This window comes from Bacteroides sp. M10 (genome assembly GCF_014334015.1).
Taxonomy (GTDB): domain Bacteria; phylum Bacteroidota; class Bacteroidia; order Bacteroidales; family Bacteroidaceae; genus Bacteroides; species Bacteroides intestinigallinarum.
In genome coordinates, this window is the sequence record NZ_CP060488.1 from 5,372,677 (window position 1) to 5,399,473 (window position 26,797).

Annotated in this window: 31 protein-coding genes; 8 read left to right on the forward strand and 23 right to left on the reverse strand. The window is 44.0% G+C overall.

Annotated elements, in window-relative coordinates; all coding sequences use genetic code 11:
- Positions 1–132 precede the first annotated feature (132 nt).
- The 3 genes from lepA to H8796_RS19810 all read right to left on the reverse strand — a co-directional run bounded on the left by lepA (position 133) and on the right by H8796_RS19810 (position 2,855).
- On the reverse strand, positions 133–1,914 hold the full coding sequence (lepA, locus tag H8796_RS19800; RefSeq protein ID WP_004295604.1) for a translation elongation factor 4: 1,782 nt from the start codon (positions 1,912–1,914) through the stop codon (positions 133–135).
- Positions 1,915–2,042: 128 nt separating this feature from the next.
- Positions 2,043–2,243 carry a winged helix-turn-helix domain-containing protein gene (locus H8796_RS19805; protein ID WP_004295603.1) on the reverse strand — a complete coding sequence of 67 codons (201 nt, stop codon included), beginning with the start codon at positions 2,241–2,243 and terminating at the stop codon, positions 2,043–2,045.
- Positions 2,244–2,396: 153 nt separating this feature from the next.
- Positions 2,397–2,855, reverse strand: a complete 459-nt coding sequence (locus H8796_RS19810; RefSeq protein ID WP_004295601.1) for a C-GCAxxG-C-C family protein — start codon at positions 2,853–2,855, stop codon at positions 2,397–2,399.
- Between the two features lie 92 nt (positions 2,856–2,947).
- Here H8796_RS19810 and H8796_RS19815 point away from each other — a divergent pair, with 92 nt between their 5' ends.
- Positions 2,948–3,214 (forward strand): hypothetical protein, encoded by a 267-nt coding sequence (locus tag H8796_RS19815; RefSeq protein ID WP_004295600.1) that lies wholly within the window; start codon positions 2,948–2,950, stop codon positions 3,212–3,214.
- An 11-nt stretch (positions 3,215–3,225) separates the two neighbouring features.
- Positions 3,226–3,633, forward strand: a complete 408-nt coding sequence (locus tag H8796_RS19820) for a secondary thiamine-phosphate synthase enzyme YjbQ (RefSeq protein ID WP_004317958.1) — start codon at positions 3,226–3,228, stop codon at positions 3,631–3,633.
- Here the strand turns inward: H8796_RS19820 and H8796_RS19825 are convergent.
- The 6 genes from H8796_RS19825 to dnaB all read right to left on the reverse strand — a co-directional run bounded on the left by H8796_RS19825 (position 3,628) and on the right by dnaB (position 11,095).
- Entirely contained in the window at positions 3,628–4,389 is a 762-nt protein-coding gene (locus tag H8796_RS19825; protein WP_004303567.1) for an exodeoxyribonuclease III, read from the reverse strand. The two genes, H8796_RS19820 and H8796_RS19825, sit on opposite strands and share 6 nt — an antisense overlap.
- A gap of 29 nt (positions 4,390–4,418) precedes the next feature.
- Positions 4,419–5,672, reverse strand: a complete 1,254-nt coding sequence (locus tag H8796_RS19830) for an Nramp family divalent metal transporter (RefSeq protein ID WP_004295597.1) — start codon at positions 5,670–5,672, stop codon at positions 4,419–4,421.
- A 201-nt stretch (positions 5,673–5,873) separates the two neighbouring features.
- Positions 5,874–6,119: a TIGR03905 family TSCPD domain-containing protein gene (locus H8796_RS19835; RefSeq protein ID WP_004295596.1), complete on the reverse strand. Its 246-nt coding sequence runs from the start codon at positions 6,117–6,119 to the stop codon at positions 5,874–5,876.
- Between the two features lie 9 nt (positions 6,120–6,128).
- The gene (locus H8796_RS19840; protein ID WP_004295595.1) at positions 6,129–6,863 is read right to left on the reverse strand and encodes a YebC/PmpR family DNA-binding transcriptional regulator; all 735 of its coding nucleotides are present in this window, start codon (positions 6,861–6,863) and stop codon (positions 6,129–6,131) included.
- A 31-nt stretch (positions 6,864–6,894) separates the two neighbouring features.
- Positions 6,895–9,357, reverse strand: coding sequence for a phenylalanine--tRNA ligase subunit beta (gene pheT, locus H8796_RS19845; protein WP_117937216.1), 2,463 nt, complete (start codon positions 9,355–9,357; stop codon positions 6,895–6,897).
- Between the two features lie 178 nt (positions 9,358–9,535).
- Positions 9,536–11,095: a replicative DNA helicase gene (gene dnaB / locus H8796_RS19850; RefSeq protein ID WP_004295592.1), complete on the reverse strand. Its 1,560-nt coding sequence runs from the start codon at positions 11,093–11,095 to the stop codon at positions 9,536–9,538.
- Between the two features lie 238 nt (positions 11,096–11,333).
- Here dnaB and ispE point away from each other — a divergent pair, with 238 nt between their 5' ends.
- Positions 11,334–12,164 (forward strand): 4-(cytidine 5'-diphospho)-2-C-methyl-D-erythritol kinase, encoded by an 831-nt coding sequence (ispE, locus tag H8796_RS19855; RefSeq protein WP_004325756.1) that lies wholly within the window; start codon positions 11,334–11,336, stop codon positions 12,162–12,164.
- A 32-nt stretch (positions 12,165–12,196) separates the two neighbouring features.
- Here ispE and H8796_RS19860 read toward each other — a convergent pair whose 3' ends face one another.
- The 11 genes from H8796_RS19860 to H8796_RS19910 form a co-directional block, all read right to left on the reverse strand.
- Entirely contained in the window at positions 12,197–12,559 is a 363-nt protein-coding gene (locus H8796_RS19860) for a type II toxin-antitoxin system HigA family antitoxin (protein WP_004295590.1), read from the reverse strand.
- Between the two features lie 10 nt (positions 12,560–12,569).
- Complete coding sequence (locus H8796_RS19865) at positions 12,570–12,869, reverse strand: type II toxin-antitoxin system HigB family toxin (RefSeq protein ID WP_004295589.1); 300 nt, start codon at positions 12,867–12,869, stop codon at positions 12,570–12,572.
- Between the two features lie 323 nt (positions 12,870–13,192).
- The gene (gene galE / locus H8796_RS19870; protein ID WP_004295588.1) at positions 13,193–14,227 is read right to left on the reverse strand and encodes a UDP-glucose 4-epimerase GalE; all 1,035 of its coding nucleotides are present in this window, start codon (positions 14,225–14,227) and stop codon (positions 13,193–13,195) included.
- Between the two features lie 224 nt (positions 14,228–14,451).
- Positions 14,452–15,024 carry an electron transport complex subunit RsxA gene (gene rsxA / locus H8796_RS19875; protein WP_004295587.1) on the reverse strand — a complete coding sequence of 191 codons (573 nt, stop codon included), beginning with the start codon at positions 15,022–15,024 and terminating at the stop codon, positions 14,452–14,454.
- A 96-nt stretch (positions 15,025–15,120) separates the two neighbouring features.
- Positions 15,121–15,708, reverse strand: coding sequence for an RnfABCDGE type electron transport complex subunit E (locus tag H8796_RS19880; RefSeq protein WP_008998541.1), 588 nt, complete (start codon positions 15,706–15,708; stop codon positions 15,121–15,123).
- 14 nt (positions 15,709–15,722) lie between these two features.
- Positions 15,723–16,469, reverse strand: coding sequence for an RnfABCDGE type electron transport complex subunit G (locus H8796_RS19885; RefSeq protein WP_004309218.1), 747 nt, complete (start codon positions 16,467–16,469; stop codon positions 15,723–15,725).
- Entirely contained in the window at positions 16,466–17,458 is a 993-nt protein-coding gene (locus H8796_RS19890) for an RnfABCDGE type electron transport complex subunit D (RefSeq protein ID WP_004303572.1), read from the reverse strand. The genes H8796_RS19885 and H8796_RS19890 overlap by 4 nt, the downstream gene beginning before the upstream one ends.
- A gap of 5 nt (positions 17,459–17,463) precedes the next feature.
- A complete protein-coding gene (rsxC, locus tag H8796_RS19895) occupies positions 17,464–18,801 on the reverse strand; it encodes an electron transport complex subunit RsxC (protein ID WP_004295583.1) in 1,338 nt (445 codons plus the stop codon).
- Between the two features lie 24 nt (positions 18,802–18,825).
- The gene (locus H8796_RS19900) at positions 18,826–19,779 is read right to left on the reverse strand and encodes a Fe-S cluster domain-containing protein (RefSeq protein WP_004295582.1); all 954 of its coding nucleotides are present in this window, start codon (positions 19,777–19,779) and stop codon (positions 18,826–18,828) included.
- Positions 19,780–19,786: 7 nt separating this feature from the next.
- Complete coding sequence (locus H8796_RS19905; protein ID WP_117513073.1) at positions 19,787–20,212, reverse strand: SoxR reducing system RseC family protein; 426 nt, start codon at positions 20,210–20,212, stop codon at positions 19,787–19,789.
- A gap of 372 nt (positions 20,213–20,584) precedes the next feature.
- Entirely contained in the window at positions 20,585–20,725 is a 141-nt protein-coding gene (locus H8796_RS19910) for a hypothetical protein (RefSeq protein ID WP_004295577.1), read from the reverse strand.
- A gap of 170 nt (positions 20,726–20,895) precedes the next feature.
- Here H8796_RS19910 and H8796_RS19915 point away from each other — a divergent pair, with 170 nt between their 5' ends.
- Positions 20,896–21,519, forward strand: a complete 624-nt coding sequence (locus H8796_RS19915) for a BT4734/BF3469 family protein (RefSeq protein ID WP_004303574.1) — start codon at positions 20,896–20,898, stop codon at positions 21,517–21,519.
- Positions 21,520–21,557: 38 nt separating this feature from the next.
- Positions 21,558–23,399, forward strand: coding sequence for a DUF3987 domain-containing protein (locus H8796_RS19920; protein ID WP_117937214.1), 1,842 nt, complete (start codon positions 21,558–21,560; stop codon positions 23,397–23,399).
- 181 nt (positions 23,400–23,580) lie between these two features.
- Here H8796_RS19920 and H8796_RS19925 read toward each other — a convergent pair whose 3' ends face one another.
- Positions 23,581–23,799: a DUF4248 domain-containing protein gene (locus tag H8796_RS19925; protein WP_004295574.1), complete on the reverse strand. Its 219-nt coding sequence runs from the start codon at positions 23,797–23,799 to the stop codon at positions 23,581–23,583.
- A 219-nt stretch (positions 23,800–24,018) separates the two neighbouring features.
- On the opposite strand from H8796_RS19925, the gene H8796_RS19930 reads away from it, so the two are divergent.
- From H8796_RS19930 to H8796_RS19940, 3 genes are all read left to right on the forward strand, one after another.
- Entirely contained in the window at positions 24,019–24,507 is a 489-nt protein-coding gene (locus tag H8796_RS19930; RefSeq protein WP_004303576.1) for a DNA-binding protein, read from the forward strand.
- Positions 24,508–24,683: 176 nt separating this feature from the next.
- Entirely contained in the window at positions 24,684–24,791 is a 108-nt protein-coding gene (locus H8796_RS19935; RefSeq protein ID WP_158577288.1) for a smalltalk protein, read from the forward strand.
- Between the two features lie 4 nt (positions 24,792–24,795).
- Positions 24,796–25,218: an N-acetylmuramoyl-L-alanine amidase gene (locus tag H8796_RS19940; RefSeq protein WP_117937212.1), complete on the forward strand. Its 423-nt coding sequence runs from the start codon at positions 24,796–24,798 to the stop codon at positions 25,216–25,218.
- Positions 25,219–25,491: 273 nt separating this feature from the next.
- Here H8796_RS19940 and H8796_RS19945 read toward each other — a convergent pair whose 3' ends face one another.
- Together H8796_RS19945 and H8796_RS19950 are read right to left on the reverse strand one after the other, a co-directional pair.
- A complete protein-coding gene (locus H8796_RS19945; protein WP_117937226.1) occupies positions 25,492–25,929 on the reverse strand; it encodes a WbuC family cupin fold metalloprotein in 438 nt (145 codons plus the stop codon).
- A gap of 100 nt (positions 25,930–26,029) precedes the next feature.
- The gene (locus H8796_RS19950) at positions 26,030–26,707 is read right to left on the reverse strand and encodes a PIG-L deacetylase family protein (protein ID WP_117937211.1); all 678 of its coding nucleotides are present in this window, start codon (positions 26,705–26,707) and stop codon (positions 26,030–26,032) included.
- Between the last annotated feature and the right edge of the window lie 90 nt (positions 26,708–26,797).

The window sequence follows — 26,797 nt, forward strand, 5'->3', positions numbered from 1 at the left end:
GTTGTTTGTTGCTAAAAAGTAATTGCCAAGGAAAGCTCTGCAGACAGAAGGCAATCACCTGGTGTATTAAAAACTAACCGCAAGTCAATTTGTTCAGAACAGATCTCTGAAAAATTGCTTGCGGCAGTATTTTTAATCCAGCTTCAGTACGGCGAGGAAGGCTTTTTGCGGCACTTCCACGTTACCGATTTGTTTCATTCGTTTTTTACCTTTTTTCTGCTTTTCAAGCAGTTTACGTTTACGGCTCACGTCACCACCATAACACTTCGCTGTCACATCCTTACGAACAGCCTTAATCGTTTCACGGGAAATAATCTTAGCCCCGATAGCTGCCTGAATGGCAATATCAAACTGCTGGCGCGGAATAAGCTCTTTCAGCTTCTCACACATCCGGCGTCCCATATCGTAAGCATTGTCAATATGTGTCAAAGTAGAAAGTGCATCCACAGGCTCACCGTTCAACAAAATATCCAGCTTCACCAGCTTCGAAGTACGGAAACCATTCGGATGATAATCAAACGACGCATACCCTTTAGAAATACTCTTCAACTTATCATAAAAGTCAATCACAATTTCTCCCAAAGGCATATTGTAATAGATTTCCACCCGGTTACCGGAGATATATTCCTGTTTAATCAATTCACCGCGTTTACCCAGACAAAGCGTCATAATCGAACCGATATAATCGGTAGTGGTAATAATAGACGCCTTGATATACGGTTCTTCGATATGGTCAATCATCGTCGGGTCGGGCATACCACCGGGGTTGTGCACCTCCTTCATATTGCCCTGCTTATCATATATATGGTAGGACACGTTCGGTACCGTAGTAATCACATTCATATCAAACTCACGATCCAGGCGCTCCTGCACAATCTCCATGTGGAGCAATCCGAGGAAACCGCAACGGAAACCAAAACCCAAAGCCAATGAAGACTCCGGCTGGAAAGTCAACGACGCATCATTCAGCTGCAACTTTTCCAAAGACGCGCGAAGATCTTCGAAATCTTCCGCCTCAATCGGGTACACTCCAGCAAACACCATCGGCTTCACCTCCTCAAACCCGGCAATAGCCTTGTCACACGGACGGGCAATATGTGTAATGGTATCTCCCACCTTCACCTCTTTGGAAGTTTTGATACCGGAAATTATATATCCTACATCCCCCGTACGAAGTTCGTTACGAGGCACCATATCCATTTTCAACACCCCTATTTCATCGGCATCATACTCTTTTCCCGTATTGAAAAACTTCACCTTGTCGCCCTTGCGAATCGTGCCGTTTTCAATCTTGAAATAAGCTATAATTCCACGGAAAGAGTTGAATACAGAGTCGAAAATCAAAGCCTGCAACGGCGCCTCTTCATTCCCTTCGGGATGAGGAATACGTTCAATCACAGCAGCCAGTATCTCTTCCACTCCCATACCCGTTTTACCGGATGCACGAATTACCTCCTCGCGCTTGCAACCCAACAGTTCAACGATTTCGTCCTCCACTTCTTCGGGATTGGCGCTCGCCATATCGCATTTATTGATAACCGGAATAATCTCAAGGTCGTGTTCAATGGCCATATACAGATTCGAGATCGTCTGCGCCTGCACTCCCTGCGAAGCATCGACAATCAGCAATGCCCCTTCACATGCAGCGATAGAACGTGACACCTCATACGAAAAGTCCACGTGTCCCGGAGTATCAATCAGGTTAAGGACATACTTCTCCCCCTGATAAGTATATTCCATCTGGATCGCATGGCTCTTGATAGTGATCCCTCTTTCTTTTTCCAGATCCATATTATCAAGCATCTGCCCTGAAGTCACCTGAATGGTGTTAGTAAACTCCAACAGACGGTCGGCCAACGTTGACTTACCGTGGTCAATATGAGCAATAATGCAAAAGTTGCGAATATTCTTCATTCTGAATTCTTATTATTTTAGCTTTTTGGTGTGCAAAGATACGTAAATGGCGGAATAAAAAAAAATGCGTTGATAACATTATGATCATGTACCAACGCATTTTTTTATTGCTTAAGTGAGTTACTCGCTTAGATCAATTTGATGAAGAGTTCACCTTCAACTTCTTCCACAGAGACTTTGTCTTCTCTCAATAACCAGCCAAGGCCGAGGAACAGATCTTTGTCAACCAATTTAGTTGCTTTTTTAAGCTGCTTGGCAGTCATTCCTTCTGTTTCGTTCAGTGCATTCCAGATAGTACCTGCAATTACACCAGCTTTTTCTTTCAACATTTGCTTTGCAATTTTAGTTAGACATGCTTAAAATCATCCGGTCAAAAAGACTTTCAGATTTTATTTCGGGGACAAAGATAGTTATTTTTATGTTATATAACACTTTATTGAGCACTTTTTTATCGTTTTTGTAATAAAAAAGCATTTTTTCTTTCATTTAGGATGCTTTTCGAGATATTCAGACCAAATTCTTGCCGCTTCTTCCACCATTTTTGCACAGGGACGCTTGCTATAATATTGAGCAGTACGCTCTTCCGGAATCGTTGAAACGGGATCTTTTTTCTTTAATCCCAACAATTCGCCACAAATCAGCGAGCCGTTACGCTTCTTAAATTCAGCCGCCAGTTCTTGCACCACCGCATAATTAGCAGCTTTTCCTTCCCGGTCTGTCGCTTCCGTAGCGCCGGTTTCCAAGCCCGCCACCAAAAACATGCCGCAGGCAGCTCCACACGTTTCACGCATTCGTCCTATCCCCCCGCCAAAGGAAGCACCCATACGCAACGCCTGTTCCTGTGTAAATCCATACATATCCGCAAAGGCCGCTACTACCGACTGTGAGCAGTTGTATCCGCTCTTAAAAAGCTCCACTGCTTTCTGTATTCTATCTTCCATAAACTATTTTGCATTTTTATTTCGCACAAAAATATAAAAAAGTATCTTTGCATCAGATAGGGCGTAAAGATTAAAATCAAAAAAAAGAAAATATGAACAAAACTATTTCATATAAAGAATCGACAGCCATTGCCATTCAAGCTATGATAAGCGCAGCCAGAAAGGATGAATATGCTGACAGGAAAAGAAAAAGTGGTTTTCCCCAAAACAGAAAGAAACGTGATGTCACTCTCAAAGATGTACGTGAATGGAACAAGAGAAGAAATTATAAAGAGGATGCAGGAATTGCCGTCAATGCAATGATGGCGTCAGCTATCAACGACCCCTATGTGGACCTGAATCCACCCTCCAAATTCTAAGAGATAAAACAATGGCTACAACATTCGATATTCAACTCCCTCATTACTCGCGTGGATTTCATTTAATCACGCGTGATATCATTTCACAACTACCAGCACTTCCCGAAAGTGGCCTACTGGTAATCTTTATCAAACACACCTCTGCCGGACTAACTATCAACGAAAATGCAGACCCGGACGTACGGCATGACTTCCAGACATTCTTTAATAAACTGGTTCCCGACGGTGCCCCCTATTTCATCCATACCCTCGAAGGCCCCGACGATATGAGCGCCCATATAAAAGCCTCCCTGATAGGAAGCTCGGTCACTATCCCCATCAAGAATCACCGCCTGAACCTGGGAACATGGCAAGGTGTCTACCTCTGCGAATTTCGCGACGGAGGAGACACCCGTAAATTGAGTATTACTATCCTATAATATTTCCAACGCCATCGGACAATGATCGGAATGTACGGCCTCATTCAGGATATACGCACGTTTCAACAGCGGACGTACCGGCTCACTAACCATGCAATAGTCAATTCTCCAACCCTTATTTTTGGCACGCGAATTAAAACGATAGCTCCACCAGGTATATTCCTGTTTTTCGGGACAAAGCGTACGGAAAGAATCCACATACCCCGCAGACAGGAAACGTGTCATCCACTCCCGTTCTTCAGGAAGGAAACCACTGTTTGTTGCATTCCGGACAGGATCATGAATGTCGATCGGCTCATGGCAGATATTATAATCGCCACAAAGAATCAAATTGGGACGGGACTTCTGCAACTCCATCACATACTTTTGAAAATCTTCCAGCCACACCATTTTAAAAGCCTGGCGTTCGTCCCCGCTCGTTCCCGAAGGGTGATAAACACTGACTACCGATAAGTCTCCGAAATCCGCCCGGATAAAACGTCCTTCATTATCATAAGCCTCCATTCCCATCCCATATTCCACATGGTCCGGTTCCTGCTTGGTAAGTATGGCCACTCCACTGTATCCTTTCTTCTGCGCCGAATACAAATAAGACTTGTAACCCAACGCTTCAAACACCTCTCCCGGATACTGGTCCGGTTGCAGTTTCGTCTCTTGCAGACAAAGAATATCAGGATTCTCCTGCGCCAGCCATTCCGGCAAACCTTTAGATACGGCGGCACGTAGTCCGTTCACATTATAAGTAATAATCTTCATCGATCTATATGTATTGATTTATATTCATTTTATGAAAACAAAAGCATGATATTCAGTACCGAAACAATAATGGCAATCGAATACAACACAAACGTGCTCCAACGACTATTGACATAATCTCCCATCACCTTTCGGGAAGACGTCAGTCCCACCTGCAAAAATACCGTGAAAGGTAATTGAATACTAAGTATCATCTGCGAAATAATCAATCCTTTGAAAGGATCTCCAATAAAGAAAATCAGCAATAAGGCAATTCCCAGAGATAAAAGGACTCCTACCTGCGAATGGCTGTCTTTGATATGATACGATTCACCGAAAATACCCGCAAAGATGGAACCTGCCGCCATTCCGCTCGTAATGGTGGATGAAATACCCGCCATCAGCAATGCCAGTGCAAATACGATGGCAGCATTACTTCCCAACAAAGGTTCGAGCAATGACTTAGCCTGTTGCAGTTCCTCTACCTGAATACCGCTTTTAAAAAAAGTAGCGGCAGCCAGAAGAATCATGGCACTGTTAATCGCCCAGCCGACAATCATTGAGAAAAGAGTATCAAACAACTCATATTTCAAGACCTTCTTAATAGAAGCATCATCTTTCTTATTATATTCGTGACTCTGAATCACCTCCGAATGAAGAAACAGATTATGAGGCATCACTACCGCTCCCAACACACTCATGATAATCAGCATACTTCCTTTCGGAAAAGAAGGAGTCACCCACCCTGCTGTCGCAGCCGGCCAGTCTATTTCCACCAGAAACAGTTCGTAGATAAACGAAAGCCCGATAACGGAGACAAATGCAATGATGGAACGCTCTATCTTTTTATACGAATTAGTGAAAAGCATGATAGAGACAAAAAGCGTAGTCAACACAGCTCCCCATATAATAGGAATATCAAAGAGCATTTCCAACGCAATGGCACCTCCCAGAATTTCCGCTAAAGAAGTAGAAATCGACGCCAATACCGCCGTACCAAGAATAGGTCGCGACACCCATTTGGGAGTGTATTTAGTGGCCGCCTCCGAAAGGCAAAGTCCGGTAACAATCCCCAGGTGGGCAACGTTGTGCTGAAGCACAATCAGCATAATAGTAGACAATGTAACCACCCAAAGTAAGGAATAGCCAAATTCGGAACCGGCGGCGAAGTTAGAAGCCCAGTTTCCCGGATCAATAAATCCTACCGTAACCAGAAGCCCCGGACCAATATATTTAAAAACATCCAGTCCACCCAGATAGCGTTTATGATCTTTGCGTTTTAAGTCTTGAAAAATATTCTTCATTTTTGCATAATAGTTTTAACCTTACAAATATACTTATAAATAACGAGTGAAGGTCAATTTTAGTTCAAAATACCGACAAGTAAGTAAACAACACCCAGATACTCCCCCCCTATGGATTCCCGCAAAAAAAAAGACCCTCGACAAAATAAATTGCCGAAGGTCTTGAAAAATATCAAATTTTACAAAAATAAAAGAAGTCGATTAATATCCCATCTCATGTAATGCACGACACAATTGGTCAGGACATGAAGTCGGTCTGCCACCACAATGCACTCCTTCAAGTTTTGCGATAACATCCGCTACCTTCATTCCTCTCACAAGGCGGGAAATACCTTGAAGGTTACCATTACATCCTCCCCAGAAAGCAACTTCTTTCACCACTCCATCTTCCACATTCAGTTCGATGTTGGTGCTGCAAGTTCCCTGGGTTCTATACACATATTCCATAACCTTGTCTTATTCTCCCTCTTCCGGCTGCATATTGGTATAAACAGTCTGCACGTCGTCAAATTCTTCCAAACGTTCGATCATCTTATCCAATGTTTCGCGCTGTTCCGGAGTCACCTCTTTCATGTCGTTCGGGATATAAGTGAAGTCTCCACCGACATCTTCAAAGCCACACTCCTCCAGGTGTTTCTGAATAGCGGCATAGCTCTTGGGATTACCATAGATAGTGATTGTTCCTTCTTCATCATCCTCTTCGTATTCATCTTCCACATCATAATCGATCAGATCCAGAATCAGTTCTTCCATATCCAATCCGTCTTTCTTCTTGAAAGTGAATACACATTTGTGGTCGAACAGGAACGCGAGAGATCCCATTGTACCGAGATTACCGCCAAACTTATTAAATACCGAACGAACGTCAGCCACCGTACGGGTTGTGTTATCTGTCAGCGTATCCACAAATACAGCAATACCGTGAGGACCGTATCCTTCGTAAGTCATGCTCTTGTAGTCGCTCTGGTCTTTACCCATTGCGTTTTTGATAGCACGTTCAATATTATCCTTCGGCATATTTTCACGCTTACAAGTAGCGATCACCGAACGCAAAGTCGGGTTATTTTCAGGTTCCGGACCGCCTGCCTTTACAGCTATCGCGATTTGTTTACCCAGTCTTGTAAATGTTTTAGCCATGTGGCCCCATCTTTTCAGTTTAGCGGCCTTTCTATATTCAAATGCTCTTCCCATTGGTTTATATTTTTAGATTGAAATTTTAAGTTTATCTAAGTTTGGCACCCAGCTTATCTTCCAAGTTCTTCACCAGTTTCGACATGATCTTATCAATCATCTTATCATTCAAAGTCTGGCTCTCATCCTGAAGCAGGAAGCTCACCGCATACGACTTCTTGCCTGCTTCCAGATTTTTACCTTCGTACACGTCGAAGAGTTCCACTTCTTTCAACAGCTTCTTCTCTGTTTCGTAAGCAATCTTTTCAATTTCGGCAAACTGCACATTCTTGTCAAGCAACAATGCCAAGTCACGTTTCACAGCAGGGAACTTGGAGATTTCCTTGTAGCTGATCTTCACAGAACGGATAGCTTTCATCAGTTCCTTCCAGTTCAAGTCGGCAAAATATACTTCATTGTCGATATCAAATGCTTTCAACAGCTTCTTAGTCACAATACCGAAGGAAGCAAGACGCTTACCACCCTTCGTATTGATAGAAAGTGCGGCAGCAAAAATATCGTCCGTCAGATTACCGACAACCAGATTGTGCAAATCCAGTCCCAGACGCTTCAATATATTTTCTACATAAGCCTTCAATTCATATACCGAACTGTTCTCATCTGCATGTGCCCATGAATTGGAAACCTTCTTACCGGTTACCCACAAGCCCAAGTGATAATCTTCCGAGTAAGGAGCCAATACCTTCTCTTCATTCTTCTTGTCAGCATCGAAATGATAGCAATTACCGAATTCGAAGAACTTCAAATCAGCATTCTTACGATTTGCATTATGAGCAATACTTTCCAGTCCACCGAACAGCAAAGTCTGACGCATAGCGTTCAAATCCGCACTCAACGGATTCAATAACATCACTAGATGGTTGGACGGATAAGTCTCCATACCATCATAATAAGCAGCACGCGTCAATGAGTTGTTCAGGATCTCATTAAATCCGCAGCCCACCAATTGCTCTGCAATCAAGTTCTGCAATTTATTCGATTTATCATGTTCACCTTTGGTAGTCAGGCTGGAGTTCAGTGTAGTCGGGATTTCAACATTATTATATCCGTAGATACGAAGAATATCTTCAATCACGTCACAATCACGCTGCACGTCTACACGATAAGGAGGAACAGCTAATGTCAGCCCTTCCACCGTTTCATTAGTGATCTTCATTTCCAGGCTGGTCACAATGCTCTTGATTGTCTCTACCGGAATTACTTTTCCTACCAAAGAATGTACTTTCTCATAAGCCAGATCAACTATAAAATCGGGTGCAGCAGTAGTGAACACGTCTTTTATTTCAGAAGAAATCGTACCGCCAGCCAGTTCTTTAACCATCAAAGCAGCCAGTTTCAAGCAATATATCACACTGTTCGGATCGATACCGCGTTCGAAACGGAAAGAAGCATCCGTATTCAAGCCATGACGGCGGGCTGTCTTACGCACCCATGTAGGATGGAAATAAGCACTTTCAATGAATACATCTGTCGTAGCTTCCGTAGAACCGGAGTCCAGTCCGCCGAATACACCGGCAATACACATGGCCTCTTCCTTGTTACAAATCATCAGGTCGCGTTCGTTCAATTTACGTTCCACCTCATCCAGCGTAACGAACGGGGTTCCTTCCGGCATTGTCTTTACAATTACTTCATTGCCTTTTATCTTTCCGGCATCGAAGCAATGCAACGGCTGACCGAAAGCATGAACGATATAATTAGTAATATCCACTACATTATTAATAGGACGCACCCCGATCAGACGCAATTTGTTTTGCAGCCATTCCGGGCTTTCCTTCACAGTGACACCTTTCACCGTAACACCGGCATAATGCGGACAAGCTTCGCTGTTTTCCACCTTCACTTCAATATTCAAGTCATGGTTTTCCACTTTAAAGCCGTCTACCGACGGACGTTGCAAAGTAGCCTGTTTGCCGTTCTGAATCAGATAAGCATACAAGTCACGAGCCACCCCATAGTGAGAGCAAGCATCCGCACGGTTAGGCGTGATGTCCACTTCAAGCACATAGTCGCTCTTGATATTATAATAATCCTTGGCAAGCGTACCCGGAACAGCGTTTTCCGGCAATACGATAATACCTGCATGATCCGTACCGATACCGATTTCGTCTTCAGCACAAATCATACCAGTAGATTCCACCCCACGGATTTTTGATTTCTTGATGGTAAAACATTCGTCACCGTCATAAAGTTTTGTACCTAAAGTAGCTACCACCACTTTCTGTCCGGCAGCCACATTCGGGGCACCACAAACAATCTGTACCGGTTCACCGTCTCCCAGATTGACAGTAGTAATATGCAAATGGTCAGAATTAGGATGTTCCGTGCAGGTCAGCACTTCACCGATCACCAGTCCTTCCAAACCACCTTTAATGGTTTGCACTTCTTCTACACCACCTGTTTCCAAGCCAATAGACGTCAACGCAGCAGCCGTTTCATCAGGCGTCAGGTCGAAGTTGACATACTCTTTCAGCCAGTTATAAGAGATATTCATATATTTAATTTTTTATTGTTTCTCAAAAAGATTTGCAAAGTTAATAAGATTTTTCGGTTGACCGAGAAGGTTAGATAAAAAAGTTTATAGTTGATAGTTACCATGCGGAATAACATACAGATAGAAGAAATGTTGCGCAGAGCATTTTCACTATCAGTTATCAACTATCAACTATTAACTAAAATGGTAACGGTCCATCTCCCGGTGCTCCGAATGGATTCTCCGTCTGCGGTGCAAAATCAGGTGCGGGAGGAGGTATGGAACCAGCATTACCTGTATTCATTTTCGATCCTAACATAGCTCCTGCAGGCTCACCCGGCATCGGGATCACCATATCGTCCTCCGGATTAGAGAAACGGGTAAACTCACCCTTAAAGCGGAGCAACACCTCGCCTACCGCACCGTTACGATGCTTGGCGATTACAATTTCCGCCATACCGCGCAAGTCATTACCACGATCATCCTGAAATATCTTATAGTATTCCGGACGATGAATAAAGCACACCATATCGGCATCCTGCTCGATGGCTCCCGATTCACGAAGGTCACTCAACTGCGGTCGTTTACCGTCAATACCTTCACGACTTTCCACACCACGATTCAACTGTGACAGTGCGATAATCGGAATACTCAACTCCTTCGCCAATCCTTTCAACGAACGGGAAATGGTACTAACCTCTTCCTGACGGCTACCAAACGCCATCCCACTCGCATTCATCAACTGAAGGTAGTCAATGATGATGATTCGCACCCCATGTTCGCGTACCAGACGACGCGCTTTGGTTCGAAGTTCAAACACAGACAGAGACGGCGTATCATCCACGTAAAGCGGTGCATCCATCAGATTCTTCAGTTTATAGTCCAGTTGTTGCCATTCATAATTTGCCAACTGCCCGCTTTTGATTTTCTCGCTCGGAATCTCGCAGACATTCGCAATCAAACGGTTCACCAGCTGAACGTTACTCATTTCAAGAGAGAACAACGCCACCGGGTTCCGGTAATCCACCGCAATATTCTTAGCCATTGAAAGAACGAAAGCAGTCTTACCCATAGCAGGACGGGCAGCTATAATAATAAGGTCGGAATTCTGCCAACCCGAAGTCATCTTATCAAGTTTCGTGAAACCACTCTCCAGACCACTCAAACCATCGGTTCGAGCCGCAGCTTTCTGAATTAGTTTATAGGCTTCGTCAATCACCGGATTGATCTGCGTATAATCTTTTTTCATATTCTGCTGTGAGATCTCAAAAAGCTTACCTTCCGCTTCCTGCATCAAGTCGTCCACGTCCAGGGTCTCGTCAAACGCTTTACTCTGGATATTGCTCGTAAACGTTATCAACTCACGCGCCAGCGATTTCTGTGCAATAATACGGGCATGGTATTCAATATGTGCGGATGAAGCCACTTTACTACTCAATTGAGTAATATAGAAGGGACCTCCCACCTCTTCCAAGTCTCCGCGTTTACTAAGTTGTTCCTTTACAGTCAGAATATCCACCGGTTTCTGGTTCACCGCAAGGTCGACGATAGCAGAATAAATCAACTGATGCCGGCGTTCGTAAAATGATTCGGGACGAAGAATTTCACTCACCAATGAATAAGCGTCCTTTTCAATCATTAAAGCTCCCAAAACTGCTTCTTCCAGTTCAGGCGCCTGCGGCTGAATACGACCATAATCATTTACCGGTTGTATTTTAGTAGACTTTGAATTGCGGGTATTTCTTTTCTGTTCGGCCATCGAGATATTTACTATTTTACGATTTACTATTTATTATTTTACGACTGGACAGACTCTATTATCACATTTATCACGGAATTCTTCCAGTCGAGACGACAAAGATAGAATATAATCACGAAGAATGAATAAGGAAAAATGAAGATTTTAGTAACTTTGCTCCCGATTCACATTATCCAGCTATGATTAATTGTAATGTGAAGCACTGTAAATAGTAAATAGTAAAATAGTAAATAGAAATATGATTGCTTTTCCCAATATCAAAATAAACCTGGGACTTTCCATCACGGAAAAACGCCCGGACGGATACCACAATCTGGAAACAGTTTTCTATCCGGTGGCTCTGGAAGACGCACTGGAAATCCGTACCTCCCCTAACGCTGACCGAAAATTCACTCTCCACCAACATGGAATGGAAATAGCCGGTAACCCTGAAGACAATCTGGTAGTAAAAGCCTATTTATTGATGGATAAGGAATTTCATCTCCCTCCTGTCGAAATCCACTTATACAAGCACATCCCTTCAGGAGCCGGACTGGGAGGAGGATCATCGGATGCCGCTTTCATGCTAAAGTTGCTCAACGATCATTATCAGCTGGGAGTATCCGAAGAACAATTGGAAGTATACGCTGCCACTTTGGGAGCAGACTGCGCTTTCTTTATCAAAAACAGACCGATATTTGCCGAGGGAATTGGAAACATCTTCTCCCCGGTCGAACTTTCATTAAACGGCTACCAAATCATGATTATAAAACCGAATGTTTTTGTTTCCACCCGGGAAGCCTTTTCAAACATTCATCCCCATCGTCCGAAATATCCGGTTAGGGAGGCAATCCAGCGTCCTGTACAAGAATGGAAGGATACGTTAATCAATGATTTCGAAGCAAGTGTATTCCCGCAACATCCCGTCATTGGAGAAATCAAAGAAGAACTCTATCATCAAGGAGCAATCTACGCATCCATGAGCGGCTCCGGCTCATCCGTATTCGGGCTGTTTGCTCCCGGATTCGTCTTACCGGAAATTGATTGGGGAACTGACGTATTCTGCTTCAAAGGTACATTAAACAAATAAATCTCACTAACAATTATGTTTTGACTATTTTTTCAAAATCCCAACATGGCAGCGGGGTGTATATTGAGTACCCGGCAAAGCAAGCGAGCTATTTTTAAAGTAGGTTCCGAGCGACCCGAAATATAATCATTCACGCGTGAAGGGCTAACCCCTATTTCACTGGCAAGCTGTTTTTGTGTCATTCCCTTTTCTTCAAGGGACAATTCTATCAATTCTGCTACGGTTGGTTTTTCTATAGGAAAATGTTCCTTCTCATACGCAATCACTATATCAGACATAACAGAAAGCTCCACCATGCTCTTGTCATTTGCAGGAGTGCTGTCGTCCACCAAAGGCAGAAGTTCTTCGACTCTTGCCAATGCAAATTCGTATTGTTCTTTCGTTATTTTAGTCATATCTATTATATTATATAGTTGAACAATCTATTTTATCATACTCTTTATGAGTTCCCACCCAACGGACAAAAATGTATCCCACCGTAAATTTAACAACCACTACCAGCCGATAGTTGTTCCCTCTGATATTAAAAACATAGTGTTGATTGCCCACATAATCAGTCGATAGAAAATCCGCTTTTATATCAGACAAATTCCGCCATTCTGCTTTTTCCGCTATATCATACCAACGTTCTAAAGCAACACGTGAATCTTCACACCCTTTCGTCTCGTAGAAATCTTTCAATTTCTTATGTGATACTACTCTCATATCTTATTCATTTGATACAAAATTACAAAATAATTTTGGATAACAAAAGAATTAATGCTAAATATTTTATAAAACAGAACATCCATGCTGGGCGTACCAAAAAACGGTACCACGACTCACGTCGTAGTACCGTCACAACACAAACACAAAATAAAACACGACAAAACTACTATGCAATCTTTCCTGTCTATGCCGGGGAGGCATAAGTACTATCTACGTATATTCGCATACTCATAAACAGCTTCAGGTCGATTAGCATCAATTAAACAAATCGCATGCACGATTTGTTTAAACTTTTATGTTATTTAAAACAAGTTTCTCTTTTATTGAATCCCTCTTTCACGGAGTTTCAGCTGCCAGTTCCATGCAGAGCGTAAAGTATCTTCTAAAGTTTCTACGGCTTTCCAACCCAGCTCTTTATTAGCAAAATCCGGGTTAGCCCAAACTTTTTCAATGTCACCTGCACGACGTCCGACAATCTGATAATTCAATTTTACGCCAGTGGCTTTTTCAAAGCCATTTATTAATTCCAATACAGAAACACCACGTCCTGTACCAATATTAAATACTTCTACTTTTTCTTTTTGTTTCTTTTCCAAGATACGACGGATAGCAATCACGTGTGCTTTAGCCAAGTCAACGACATTGATAAAGTCACGGATACAAGAACCGTCCGGTGTATCATAATCGTCACCAAACACGCTAAGTTTCTCACGGATACCGATGGCTGTCTGGGTCAGATATGGAATCAGGTTTTGAGGAACCCCGTTAGGCAGTTCACCCAGCAATGCAGTAGGATGCGCGCCAATCGGGTTGAAATAGCGCAACATGATCGCATTGATCGGAGCACCTGAAGCTACCGTATCACGAATAATCTCTTCATTGATCTGTTTGGTATTTCCATAAGGTGATTCCGCTTTCTTGATCGGAGCTTTTTCCGTTACCGGCAGCTCGTCCGGCTGACCGTATACTGTACAAGAAGAAGAGAACACAATACCTTCTACTCCATGTTTTGGCATCAGTTCGAGAAGGTTAATCAAAGAAACCAGGTTATTACGGTAGTAAAGCAACGGTTTTTGTACCGACTCTCCTACTGCTTTGCTAGCTGCAAAGTGAATGATTGCCTTAATTCCTTTATATTTTGCAAATACTGCATCCAGACCGGCAAAGTCCAAACAGTCCAGCTTTTCAAAAACTGGGCGAATACCGGAAACTTTCTCTATATTGTCAACAACGTCGGCACTTGAATTTGATAAATTATCGATGATGATTACTTCATATCCACTGTTTTGTAGTTCTACAACAGTATGAGACCCAATGTATCCTGTCCCGCCTGTTACTAAAATTCTTTCTTTCATATACTTTATAAAAAATGGTTAGTTTCTCGGCTTATTATTGTTTGAGTTACAAATGTATGGAAATAAAATGGAATTGCAATAATCTGCCACAAATTTATTTGCTGAAAAGTAATTAAGGTACGATTTGGTAGCATTTAGGTATAAAAAAGAATTGGAAACTCTAACCTGTATGTCGCCACACAGCAGAGCTTCCAATCCTCTATTTAATTATCAACTGTAAATCCTTACACCACGCCGGAGAATCCCATGAATGCCATAGCAAGCAAACCGGCGGTAATCAAAGCAATCGGAGTTCCTTGCATTCCTTTCGGAATTTTCACAAGGCTCATCTGTTCGCGCAATCCGGCAAAAAGCACCAGTGCCAGACCGAAGCCGATAGCCGTAGAAAACGCGTATACAACACCTGTCAGCAGGTCATAGTCTTTCTGAATCACCAGGATAGCGACACCAAGAATACAACAGTTCGTTGTAATCAGCGGCAAGAACACACCCAAAGCCTGATACAGGGCCGGAGATACCTTTTTCAGGATGATTTCCACCATCTGCACCAATCCGGCAATCACCAGGATGAATGTAATCGTCTGTAAGTATCCCAGTCCGAAAACATCCAATACAAACTTCTGAATCAGGAAGGTGACGATGGTAGCGATGGTCAACACGAAAGCAACCGCAGCGCTCATACCCATCGCAGTTTCCACCTTCTTGGATACGCCCAGGAACGGACAGATACCCAGGAACTGCGACAACACGATGTTGTTTACAAAGATTGCCGAAATAAATATCAATATATATTCCATAGTTGTTAAATTGAAAATTGAGAATTAAAAATTAAAAAATCAGAGAATGTGAAAATGAAATTAAGAATATGGTTCATATCTATTATTTCTCAATTCTCAATTTTCAGTTCTCAATTTATTAATTATTGCAATGAGGTATCCCAAAGCGATGAAAGCACCCGGAGCCAATACGAATACCAACATTCCATATTCTTCCGGCATGATGGTCAAATCGAAGATTTTACCGGTTCCCAAAAACTCGCGGACAGCACCCAGTAAAGTCAGGGCGATGGTAAAGCCAAGCCCCATACCGATACCGTCGAACATAGAAGCAACTGCGTTATTCTTGGCAGCGAAGGCTTCGGCACGTCCCAGTACAATACAGTTCACTACAATCAACGGAATGAAAAGACCGAGTGTAGCATACAGTCCCGGCACGTAAGCCTGCATCACCATTTGAAGCAAGGTCACGAAAGACGCAATCACCACAATAAACGATGGGATACGCACCATGTCCGGAATCAGGTTCTTTATTAAAGAGATCACCACATTCGAGCAGATCAATACGAACATGGTAGCCAGTCCCATACCCATACCATTGATAGCCGATGATGTAGTACCCAATGTAGGACACATACCGAGCAGGAGTACAAACGTAGGATTCTCTTTGATAATCCCGTTCATCATTACTTTAAAGTTATTCATATCTGTCTCCTTTCTTATTTAGCACTGACTGAATCAGTTAGTTCAACTTTGATCGTAGCTCCCGTAGCAGCGTCAGCAGCATCTGCGTCCGCGCCTTTCGCTTTTTGAGAAGCACCGGTTACACCATTCACTTCCCCGCCTTCGGCCTTATAGGCTTGATAAGCAGCATTCACGGCATTCAAGAAAGCGCGTGAAGTAATGGTAGAAGCTGTGATGGCATCCACCGCTCCCCCATCTTTGCTGACGGTCAACGGAGCTTCACCCGGATTCATACCCAAAATAGATTTCGTACTCTCTTCGTGAGATACTGCCTTTTCTCCTTTCGCAGGATCATACGCTCCGAACCATTTGTCGGCTTTAGAGCCCAATCCCGGAGTTTCCGTGTGAGCCAACAGAGAGTAGTTATAGATTTTCCCTTCGGCATTAAAGCCTACCAACACTTTCAGTTCACCGCCAAATCCCATTGATTTAGCTTCGACAGCGGTTCCTACAAGTTCTTCACCGTTCTTAGCCGGATAAACGATAAAGTCAACATTCTTCTTTCCGTCTTTCTCGCTGAAGATCGTATCGCTTTCCGCTACCGGATTATTGGTAAATTCGGGAAGAACCTTTTTCAAGGCCTCGTTCAGTGTCTTCGCGTTCGCTTCGGCAATGGGGCCTTTTGTCAGTTCATTTACATAAGCCAGCAACGCAACGGAAATAGCAGTCACTCCCGTAAGTACCAGCAACATATTCTTTAAAGATGATTCTAACTTTTTCATTTCTTCTTCGCTACCTCCCCAAAGCGTTTTGGTTTACAATAGGTGTTAATCAGCGGAGTGAACGCATTCATAATCAGGATGGCGAACGACATACCTTCGGGATAGGCGCCGAACAGACGGATAACTACCGTCAGCAGACCGATACATACACCATAGATCAGCATCCCTTTCTTACTCATCGGAGAAGTCACATAGTCGGTTGCCATAAAGACAGCACCCAGCATCAGACCACCGGAAAGCAACTGCAATACCGGAGAAACGTATTTTTCCGGATCTGCCAGGTGCATGATGCCTGCAAAGACAAACACAGTAGCCAGGATAGACACAGGAATATGCCAGGTAATGATTTTCTTCCAGAGCATATAAACGAGTCCGATCAGCAGAGCCAGTGCACTCACTTCACCCAAGCATCCGCCATTCTGTCCGATCAGCAAGGTCAATGCGTCCGGAATCTGGCTTAAAGCGGCAGTGTCACCGTAAATGGCTTGCTTCATCAAGGCCAGCGGAGTGGCACCGGTGGTAGCATCCGTATAAGCGGTCAACTGTCCGACTACCGGCCAGCTGGTCATCTGCACCGGGAAAGAAAGCAGCAGGAATACGCGGCCTGCCAATGCCGGGTTGAAAGGATTGCAGCCCAATCCGCCGAAAGACATTTTGCCTACACCGATAGCAAACAGTGCACCGAGGATGATAATCCAGATAGGCAAGTTAGACGGTAAATTAAATGCCAGCAACACACCTGTGATGATGGCAGAGCCGTCGCAGATGGTGGTGGTCGGTTTCTTCATTAAATATTTTCCGATCGCCCATTCGAAGAACAAACAAGCCGCAACGGAAGTAGCCGTGACAATCAGGGCACCCAGTCCGAAGAAATAGAGAGACACCAGAAAAGCCGGAATCAGTGCAATCAGCACGCCATACATATTTTTCTGTACGCTGTCTCCGCCATGAACGTGGGGCGATAGTGATACGATTAATTTATTTTCCATATTCGTTATTTTTTAGCTTGACGTGCACGAATCATAGCTCCCACTTTGCCTTTACCCAGACGACAATAGTCGAGCAGCGGACGGTTGGCAGGACAAGTGAACTGGCAAGAGCCGCACTCGATGCAATCCATGATTCTTTCTTTTTCCATTGTTTCAAAATCTCCGTTTTCAGACAAGGCTCCGAGCAAGTACGGTTCCAGTCCCATCGGACAGGCACTCACGCACTTCGCGCAACGGATGCAGGTTTGAGCTTCACCGCGTTTGGCTTCCTTCCGGTTCATAATCAGGATGCCGGAACTGCCCTTCGCAGTAGGAACCTCGATATTTACGAGCGCCTTACCCATCATCGGACCGCCACCGATCACCTTACCCGTATCTTCGGGCAGACCACCGCAAGCGTCAATCAACTGTTTCATCGGTGTACCGATACGGGCCAGGAAGTTGGACGGCTTCGCAACCGACTTTCCCGTCACGGTAATCACCCGTTCAAACAACGGTTTATTCTTCTGCACAGCTTCATAAACAGCAAACGCCGTTCCCACGTTCTGCACGACTGCTCCCGTAGAGATAGGCAACGCACCGCTCGCCACCTGACGTTTGGTGATCGCATCGATCAGCTGCTTTTCACCTCCTTGCGGATATTTCACCTTCAAGGGAACGACTTCGATGCCTGCATAACTGGAAGCTACTTTGGTCATCAGTTCGATAGCATCGGGCTTATTATTTTCGATTCCGATAAATGCCTTGTTCACTTTCACTGCTTTCATCAGGATGGAAACACCTACCATGATTTCTTCCGCGTGTTCCAGCATCAGCTGATGGTCGGCAGTCAAATAAGGTTCACATTCTACGGCATTGATAATCACACATTCAGCTTTAAAAGAAGGAGGAGGACAAAGTTTCACCTGTGTAGGGAAACAAGCACCACCCAGACCAACGATTCCGGCATCGGCAATTTTCTTCACGATCTCTTCTGCCGGAAGTTCACATTCCTTCACCAGTGTGGCGCTACGGTCGATTGTTTCTTCCCATTCGTCGCCTTCCACATCGATAAAGATAGCAGGTTTCGCATAACCGCTGGCATCGACAATAGTATCAATCTTCGCCACTTTACCACTGACCGAAGAGTGAATTGCCGCCGAAACAAAGCCGGCAGGTTCAGCAATTTTAGTGCCTACCTTTACCACATCCCCTTTCGCTACAACCGGTTTTGCAGGCGCACCAATGTGCTGCCCCAGCAAAATAACAGCCTTTGCAGGAACTTCCGCTGTGATAATAGGTTGATGTGCCGACAATTTATTTTCGTGTGGATGAACTCCACCAATTGAAAATGTCTTTAACATACAGTTCTGTATTTTATTCTGTTATTATTCTGTTACTTTCGGAGCTTCTGTAGCCTTTTCAGCAGGAGTTTCCACTTTTGCCGCCGGTGCAGGAGTTTCCACCGCTTCTTTAGAAACAGCAGCCGGTTTTGGAGCAGCCGGAGCTTCTTCTTTCGGTTTCCTCGGCGGGAAATTCAATTCGATAATGGTATTCTGCGGACAGACTTCCACACATTTCCGGCAAGATTTGCACTTGTGCGGATCGATGTAAGCCAAGTTATTCTCCAACGTGATAGCTTCGAACGGACAAGTCTTCACGCATTTGCCACAGCCGATACAACTCACCGTACAAGCCTTGCGCGCCACAGCTCCCTTGTCTTTATTCACACAAGAGATATACACACGGCGTGATTTCTTTCCTTGCGGACGGATTTCGATGATCGCCTTCGGACAAGCCTTCACACAGGCACCGCAAGCGGTACATTTCGCTTCATCCACTTCCGGAAGTCCTGTTTCAGGATTCATGTGGATGGCATCGAACTGGCAGGCAGCCACACAGTCACCACACCCCAGACATCCGTAACTACAACCCGTTTCCCCACCATAGAGCGAAGCGGCAATAGCGCAACTCTTCGCACCGTCGTACTGATTAATACGCGGACGATTCATACACGTTCCGTTACATCTTACCACTGCTACCATCGGTTCAGCTTCTCCGGCTGCAAGCCCTAGGATATCAGCAATTTGTGCCATGACAGGCTGTCCGCCTACGGGGCAGAATTTACCATCCAGCGAACCGGCTTTGACGCAAGCGTCGGCAAAGCCGCTACAACCGGGATAGCCACATCCACCACAATTAGCCTGGGGAAGCACTTCTCCCACCTGGGCAATCCGCGGGTCTTCATACACGGCAAATTTCTTGGAAGCCACATAAAGAATAGCGGCCAGCACGAGCGCTATAGCTCCCAATGAAATCACTGCAATCAGAATCAAATTCATAATGTTTTTAGTTATTTATTGGTTTTATAGTAAATGAAAATTGTTGTTTGAGTCGCGTTTTGTTAAGCCATAAAACGAAATAATAAGGTATAAGGACAGCCAGAGAAAGAAGAGCTGCATACAGTTCATTCTCTATCAATGCCATCAAAAGAAACAACGAAAATATAAGAAGTACGAAAGGAAATACGAAAGCCAACAATACCGCCATCATGCCCATCGACGTTTCGCCGACCACCATCACCTTCTCTCCCACCTGATAGGAAGAAGCTGCGGTATCTATGATATCTATGATTTTGTCCTTACTATCCGCCGAGGAACAATGCCCCTTTGCGCTACATGCCGCACAAGCCGATGTCTGGACAATCCTCACCGACAGATGAGAACCCTGTATGTTTTCCACAATACCTAGATGCTTTATAGTATTATTCGTCATTTTGCAAACTCCGCATTACAAATCGCGGCAAATTTAATCATTATTTGTGAACTACGAAGCATTCCTCAAACTTTTTCTACCTAATAAAATGTTATTTTTTGTGTTTTCGTTATCGCACACGGAAAAGGTATGGCTACCATTTGATATTTCCCAAGAATGACAAATAGACATCCTAAACAAAAAAATCCCGGCCGTTTTTATTTATTCAGCCGGGATTTTCTATCAATTATTTCACGGATTACTCCACTATCCTCTTCTTGTAGTAGCGCAGATACATTCTCACCAACGTATTCAAAATCAGTTCAATCTCCTCTTCGTTGTAGGCATTCAAACAGAGATTCATTACTTTTATATAATCGTTCAATGGGAGATTTAGCCCTTTTTTATGCCATTCAAAACATCATGTCCCATACCCAGGGTCTCGCATACATACTCATTTTTCAATTTCGCACGTTTAAGCAACTCATTAATATAAGCTCCCAAATCACTGCAACAAACCGTTTTCTTTTTCATCTTTGTTTTTTGTTGTTAAATACACACTTTAATAATTAAATATTTTAACTTTTATCCTCACATATCAGGGTAGAGTCTATTTTGTTATTACTACCTTCATGCCGTGTTTTTGAAACACCCTCATATTTTTTGCAAAAATAAACATTTTAACTTATAACAAAAAGAAAATGATGTCAAACAACTACAGAATGTCCTATTTTATGCCACCTATCGCTCCCATCAAAGACAAACAAGGCCGACTGATGACTCCTCCCACGCTTATCCCCTTCTGCGAAGTCTCCATCGAACAAGTTTTCCAAATGATTACTTGCAATGAGAATCTCAAAACCCTGACCGCACAAGTACGGAATGCCACAGATATACGAGCCGCCAAAGCATCATTGCTTCCGTATGTGACCCCTTGCGGCACATTCACCCGCCGTAGCTGTAAGGATTTCGTCTCCCCGTCTCATCTGGTGATAGTAGATGTGGACGGTCTCCACTCTTATCAGGAAGCAGTAGAAATGCGACGTATGCTCTATGACGATCCTCTCCTACAACCTGTACTCACCTTTATCAGCCCCAGCGGACTGGGTGTAAAGGCATTTGTTCCTTGCCATTATTCCTCCACGACAAATGATACAAAAAATATCACAGAAAACATGAGTTGGGCGATGCGGTACGTAGAGACGGCATACAATACGGTAACAGCGGTTTCTTCCGAAACGAAATCCAAAGTAGATTTCTCCGGCAAAGACCTCGTGAGATCCTGTTTCCTTAGTTACGACCCGGAAGCATTGTTCAGAACCAAGTAAACGAGAATAATTAAACATTATTTTATAAAAATCAAAACATGACCGATATTGAATCTTTATGCCGTCTCACCGAAGCAGTCGAAGCGGCAGGAGCGGACATTGCTCCCACTTATCTTGAATACGTACAATTGTCATTCGCCATCGCAACGGATTGCGGTGAAGCAGGACGTGACTTTTTCCATCGCCTGTGCCGGGTGTCTCCCAAGTATCAGCGCGAACATGCCGAACGGGTATTCTCCAACGCACTCCACACCCAACGTGGAGAAGTGCACTTGGGCACCGCTTTCCACCTGGCCGAAGCGACGGGAGTAAGCATCTGCATAGAAGAAATGCCCAAACATCCCACAGGTACAAAAGGTACAGCAGGTACAGCACGCAAATTTCCCCCACACACGGGCGCGTATAATAAGGTAGGGAATGACAATATCTCCGAAGAAAGAGAAGGGGAAGAAGAACTATTGCCGGGCAGTGAACCGCAACATCAATTGCCCACTTTTCCGAAAAACAACTGGCCGGAATTTTTGCAACGTATCATAAAAGCCGGGAGCAGCCCAATACAACACGACATCATGTTATTGGGAGCGCTCACTGCCCTGGGTGCTTGTATGTCGCGCCACGTGCGATGCCTATATGGCGGCAAATACCATCACCCCAGCCTCCAATGTTTCGTAGTGGCTCCTTCGGCTTCCGGCAAAGGTATCCTTTCCTACATCCGCTTACTCGTGGAACCTATCCACGACGAGATCCGCAAAGAAGTGACCATACAGATGAAAGCATACAAAAAAGAGAAAGCCGAGTACGATGCAATGGGAAAAGAACGAACCAAAAAGGAGGCTCCACAAATGCCCCCTAACAGGATGTTCCTCATTTCGGGCAACAACACCGGTACGGGTATCCTACAAAACATCATGGACTCCGACGGAACCGGACTTATCTGCGAAGCGGAAGCGGACACCCTTTCCACCGCCATCGGATCGGACCACGGTCATTGGAGCGATACCCTGCGCAAAGCGTTCGACCACGACCGCTTGTCCTACAACCGCCGCACCGACCAGGAATACCGGGAAGTGAAGAAAAGCTATCTTTCCGTCCTGATTTCGGGTACGCCGTCGCAGGTGCAAACTTTCATTCCGACGGCAGAAGACGGATCATACTCCCGCCAATTATATTATTACATGTGCGGAATCAGTAAATGGATCAGCCAATTTATGGACAACGAGATAGATTGGGAGGAGATATTCACCGCTATGGGACTGGAATGGAAAGAAAAGTTGAGCGTGATAAAAACACACGGCATTCATACCCTGCAACTTACGGATGAACAAAAAGAAGAAATCGACACCGTCTTTTCCGACTTGTTTGAACGCTCCAGTGTAGCTAATGGAAGGGAAATGTATAGTTTTGTGGCACGTCTGGCCGTCAATCTATGCAGAATCATGTCGGAAGTAGCCGTATTGCGTGCCCTCGAAAGCCCGCAGCCCTACGACTTCAAGACCTCTCCCACCTCTCCTTTCACACCGGACAAGGAGATTCCTGCGGACAACCGCAAAGATGACATCATCACTCGTTGGGATGTATCCATTTCACAGGAAGACTTTCATGCTGTGCTTAGTCTTGCGGAACCTCTCTACTGTCATGCCACGCATATTCTATCGTTCCTCCCCAGTACAGAAGTCAGCCATCGTCCTAATGCCGATCGTGATTATCTTTTCCAGAAACTGGGTGATGAATTTACTCGTACCCAGTTACTGGAAGAAGCAGTTGCCATGGGAATTAAAGAAAACACAGCCCTCACTTGGCTGAAACGGCTCACCAAACACGGAAAATTAATCAGTATGGACGGTAAAGGGTTGTATGCGCGTGCGTGTGTGTATGAGTGAACCGGAAAAAGTGTACCTACTGTACCCGTTTTACTTACGGATACGGTAGTCATTTCAATTACCGCATCCGTTTTGACTGATACAATCGTTTTTCTTTCATAAAGCATCGCTTTAGGAGGTGTAAAGCTAAGCTTTAGACATCGTAAAGCGGTGCTTTATACACCATAAAGCGACGCTTTATTTAAGGCTCTCCTAAAGCATCCACAATGACTCTCACCTCCAACGGTGTGAATGAGCGTCGCTTTGATTCGTAGCCTAAGTCGTACAGGCGTTGCAGAAGTCCGGGACACAAAGAGATCCATTTCTTCATTTTTCGATAGGCAGCGATGTCAGTTAGTTGTGGAGAATAGAGTTGCGCCAGTTCCATGCGCCCGTAAGCACGTATTTTAAATTCACTCATGATGGATATATTTCTGATTTACTGTTACAAAAATAACAAAAAACGACTATATAACCAACGTTTTTCCATTGAATAACCGACTATAATGACAAATAACCGACCGCTACCAGACACAACCGTGCACAGCTGATTTCCGGGAGATCCGGAGTAGTATTTTTGTATCGTCGAAAGGGAAAAGAAGCCCCGGACAATATGTTTAACCCTTTAATTTATTGTTTTATGATTCGTTACAAAATTTATCAGAACCAGCAGAAGAAAGGCTTGAATGCGGGTAAGTGGTTCGCCCGTGCAGTAAGCGACGAGACGTTTGATTTGGCAAAGCTTGCCGAACATATGTCGAAGCACAATTCACCGTATTCCGGTGGTGTCATCAAAGGTGTGCTTTCGGATATGGTAGATTGCATCAAGGAATTGTTGCTAGACGGCAAGTGTGTGAAAATTGATGATCTTGCCATTTTTGGTGTGGGTATTCGTAGTAAGGCAGCCGATACGCTGGAAGAGTTCTCGTTGGAGAAGAATATTAGCGGCATGCGTTTGAAAGCCCGTGCCACCGGTAATCTGTCGACCAATAATCTGAAACTCGACAGCCAGTTGAAGCAGCAGGCGGAATATCAGAAACCGACAACTGCCGGAGGAGGTTCTGATTCGGGTGACAACCCTGATCCGAAACCGGATGGAGGTGGCGAAGCGCCTGACCCGGCTGCCTAAAAGATTCACCACAGACTACACAGATTTCCACAGATTATATTGAATTGGTAGTTGTTAAAGTAGTCGATTATTTATCTGTGTGAGTCTGTGTAGATCTGTGCTAAATCCATGGCAAACCTACGGTAAATCTGTGGTAAAAGAAAACTATTATTAATTTATTTAAAACCTGTTATTGTATGAGTAAATCATCATCTTCCCGCTCAGTATGGAGCTTAGTTCTCAAAATCATTATCACTGTAGCCACCGCCATCGGAGGTGTGTTCGGAATACAAAGTTGCATGTAACCCCATGCGGACTATTACATTAATTATCATTCATTGCAGTGCCACGCCGGAAGGAAAGTCCCTTTCGGCGGAGGCTTGCCGACAGGATCATATCTTGCACCGTGGTTTCCGTGATATTGGCTATCATTTTTACATTACTCGTGATGGGGAGATCCACCGGGGACGTGCGTTAGAAAAAATCGGGGCACACTGCCGTAATCATAATGCCCATTCGGTTGGTGTTTGTTATGAGGGAGGGCTGGATGCGAACGGAAAACCGAAAGATACGCGTACACTGGAACAAAAAGGAGCTTTGCTTGCTTTGTTGAGGGAGTTGAAAAGGCAGTTTCCGAAAGCACTGGTCGTGGGACACCGGGACTTAAATCCGATGAAAGGATGTCCGTGTTTTGATGCGGTGAATGAATATGCAGAAATAGCATCCTTTTAGGTTTCCACCACTAGCTTATTGTATAAAAAATATCAACGATCTTCACAGACAGTTGGTATTTTTGGAAATCATATTAGTGTTAACACTAATATGAAGAGCGAGATTAGGACAATACCACTATATTGCTCCTAATCTACTAAATGTAGGGATTCATGTTTGTCACATGAATCTAGGGACCTACATTTTTCCATTTCACTGTAAATGTTCAATTTTAACATAACGTATTGAAAGTACTTTCAGTACTTCCTATTCATTTCATCTGTTTTTCATCGTTTAACGAACATAAGCTCCATCTTTAGCCTCAAAAATGACAGATGGTTCAATCACTTCCACAGTATGCCATACCCCCTTTGGTACCTGACAACCATATTTGGTTTCTGTGGGATTGAGATGGATACGCTGTACTTCTCGATACTCAACCTTACGAGCTACATCTTGAGCGTCCATACCTTGTGTAAGTTCCTCCACACCATTCTCATACAGAATTACTTCCTCATAGATTACTTCGTCCAACTTACCACACAGGCAGATTACTGTTTCGGTAGTATTCTCATGTTGATGAATAGGGACAACTGTACCTGGAAGTAAAGCATTGAGCATTCTCTGGCTCGTGTCATTTGGTGAAGTGCGTAAATCGAAGTTTTGGCGTAAACGTGGGCTCTCTTTAGCCTCTACAAAGAGAACTTCAAGCAATTGTTTATTTATTTCCATACTATACATTCAATTATTGAGCATCCTCTTTGCTCTTCTAGGAACAAAGAGGTAAAAGCAAAATGCCCATAGACCTTTCATAAACTCCATAAACTACACATTAATATCTTCTCAATACAACTTGAAATGCTTCAGCATACTTACATCCCCATTGACTGCCTCGCATTGCTGCTAATCCCTCAATATATTCATTGCTACGAGGATGAGGGTAAGGCCGCATAACACCACGGTACATTGCCAACGCCTTGCACTTTGCTTTCACGCCTTCCATACCCACCTCAACATAACAGTTAGGACGGAATAAATTCATGGCATCATTGATAGCCCATTCACTACATGAAGGAACTTCCATATACCAAAATTCTTTCACTGGCTTCACACTTGGCTGACGTTGGAACAAACGGATAGCCTCCTGACAAGCCATTGAAGTCTGCAAATGATCATTGTTGGTATCAGCTGGATGATGAGTAATAATAATATCTGGTTCACTTTCACGGATTGCTTTCTCAATGAACTGCACCAGCTTCAAATGAGGCACAGTATTCATCTCAATATTTGGGAAGGTTGCCTCATACTTCTTATGTATACCCAAGAAACCAGCAGATGCATTCAAGTCATCATCCAATTCCTTGTCTTCGGGACGAAATGCACGAGCCTTTGCCTCCGTACACATTATTGCCACGTCAACCGTATTGCCATTATGCGACCACCTCCACATGGATGCACCTGCCCCGAGAACTTCGTCATCGGGATGTGCTACTACTAATAAATATTTCATTGCATTTGTCTTTATTTGTAAGCAGTCACTTTAGACCCGTTACAAGCCTAAAGCATTTATTTTTATAGTTATTTAACATATTGTTTACTT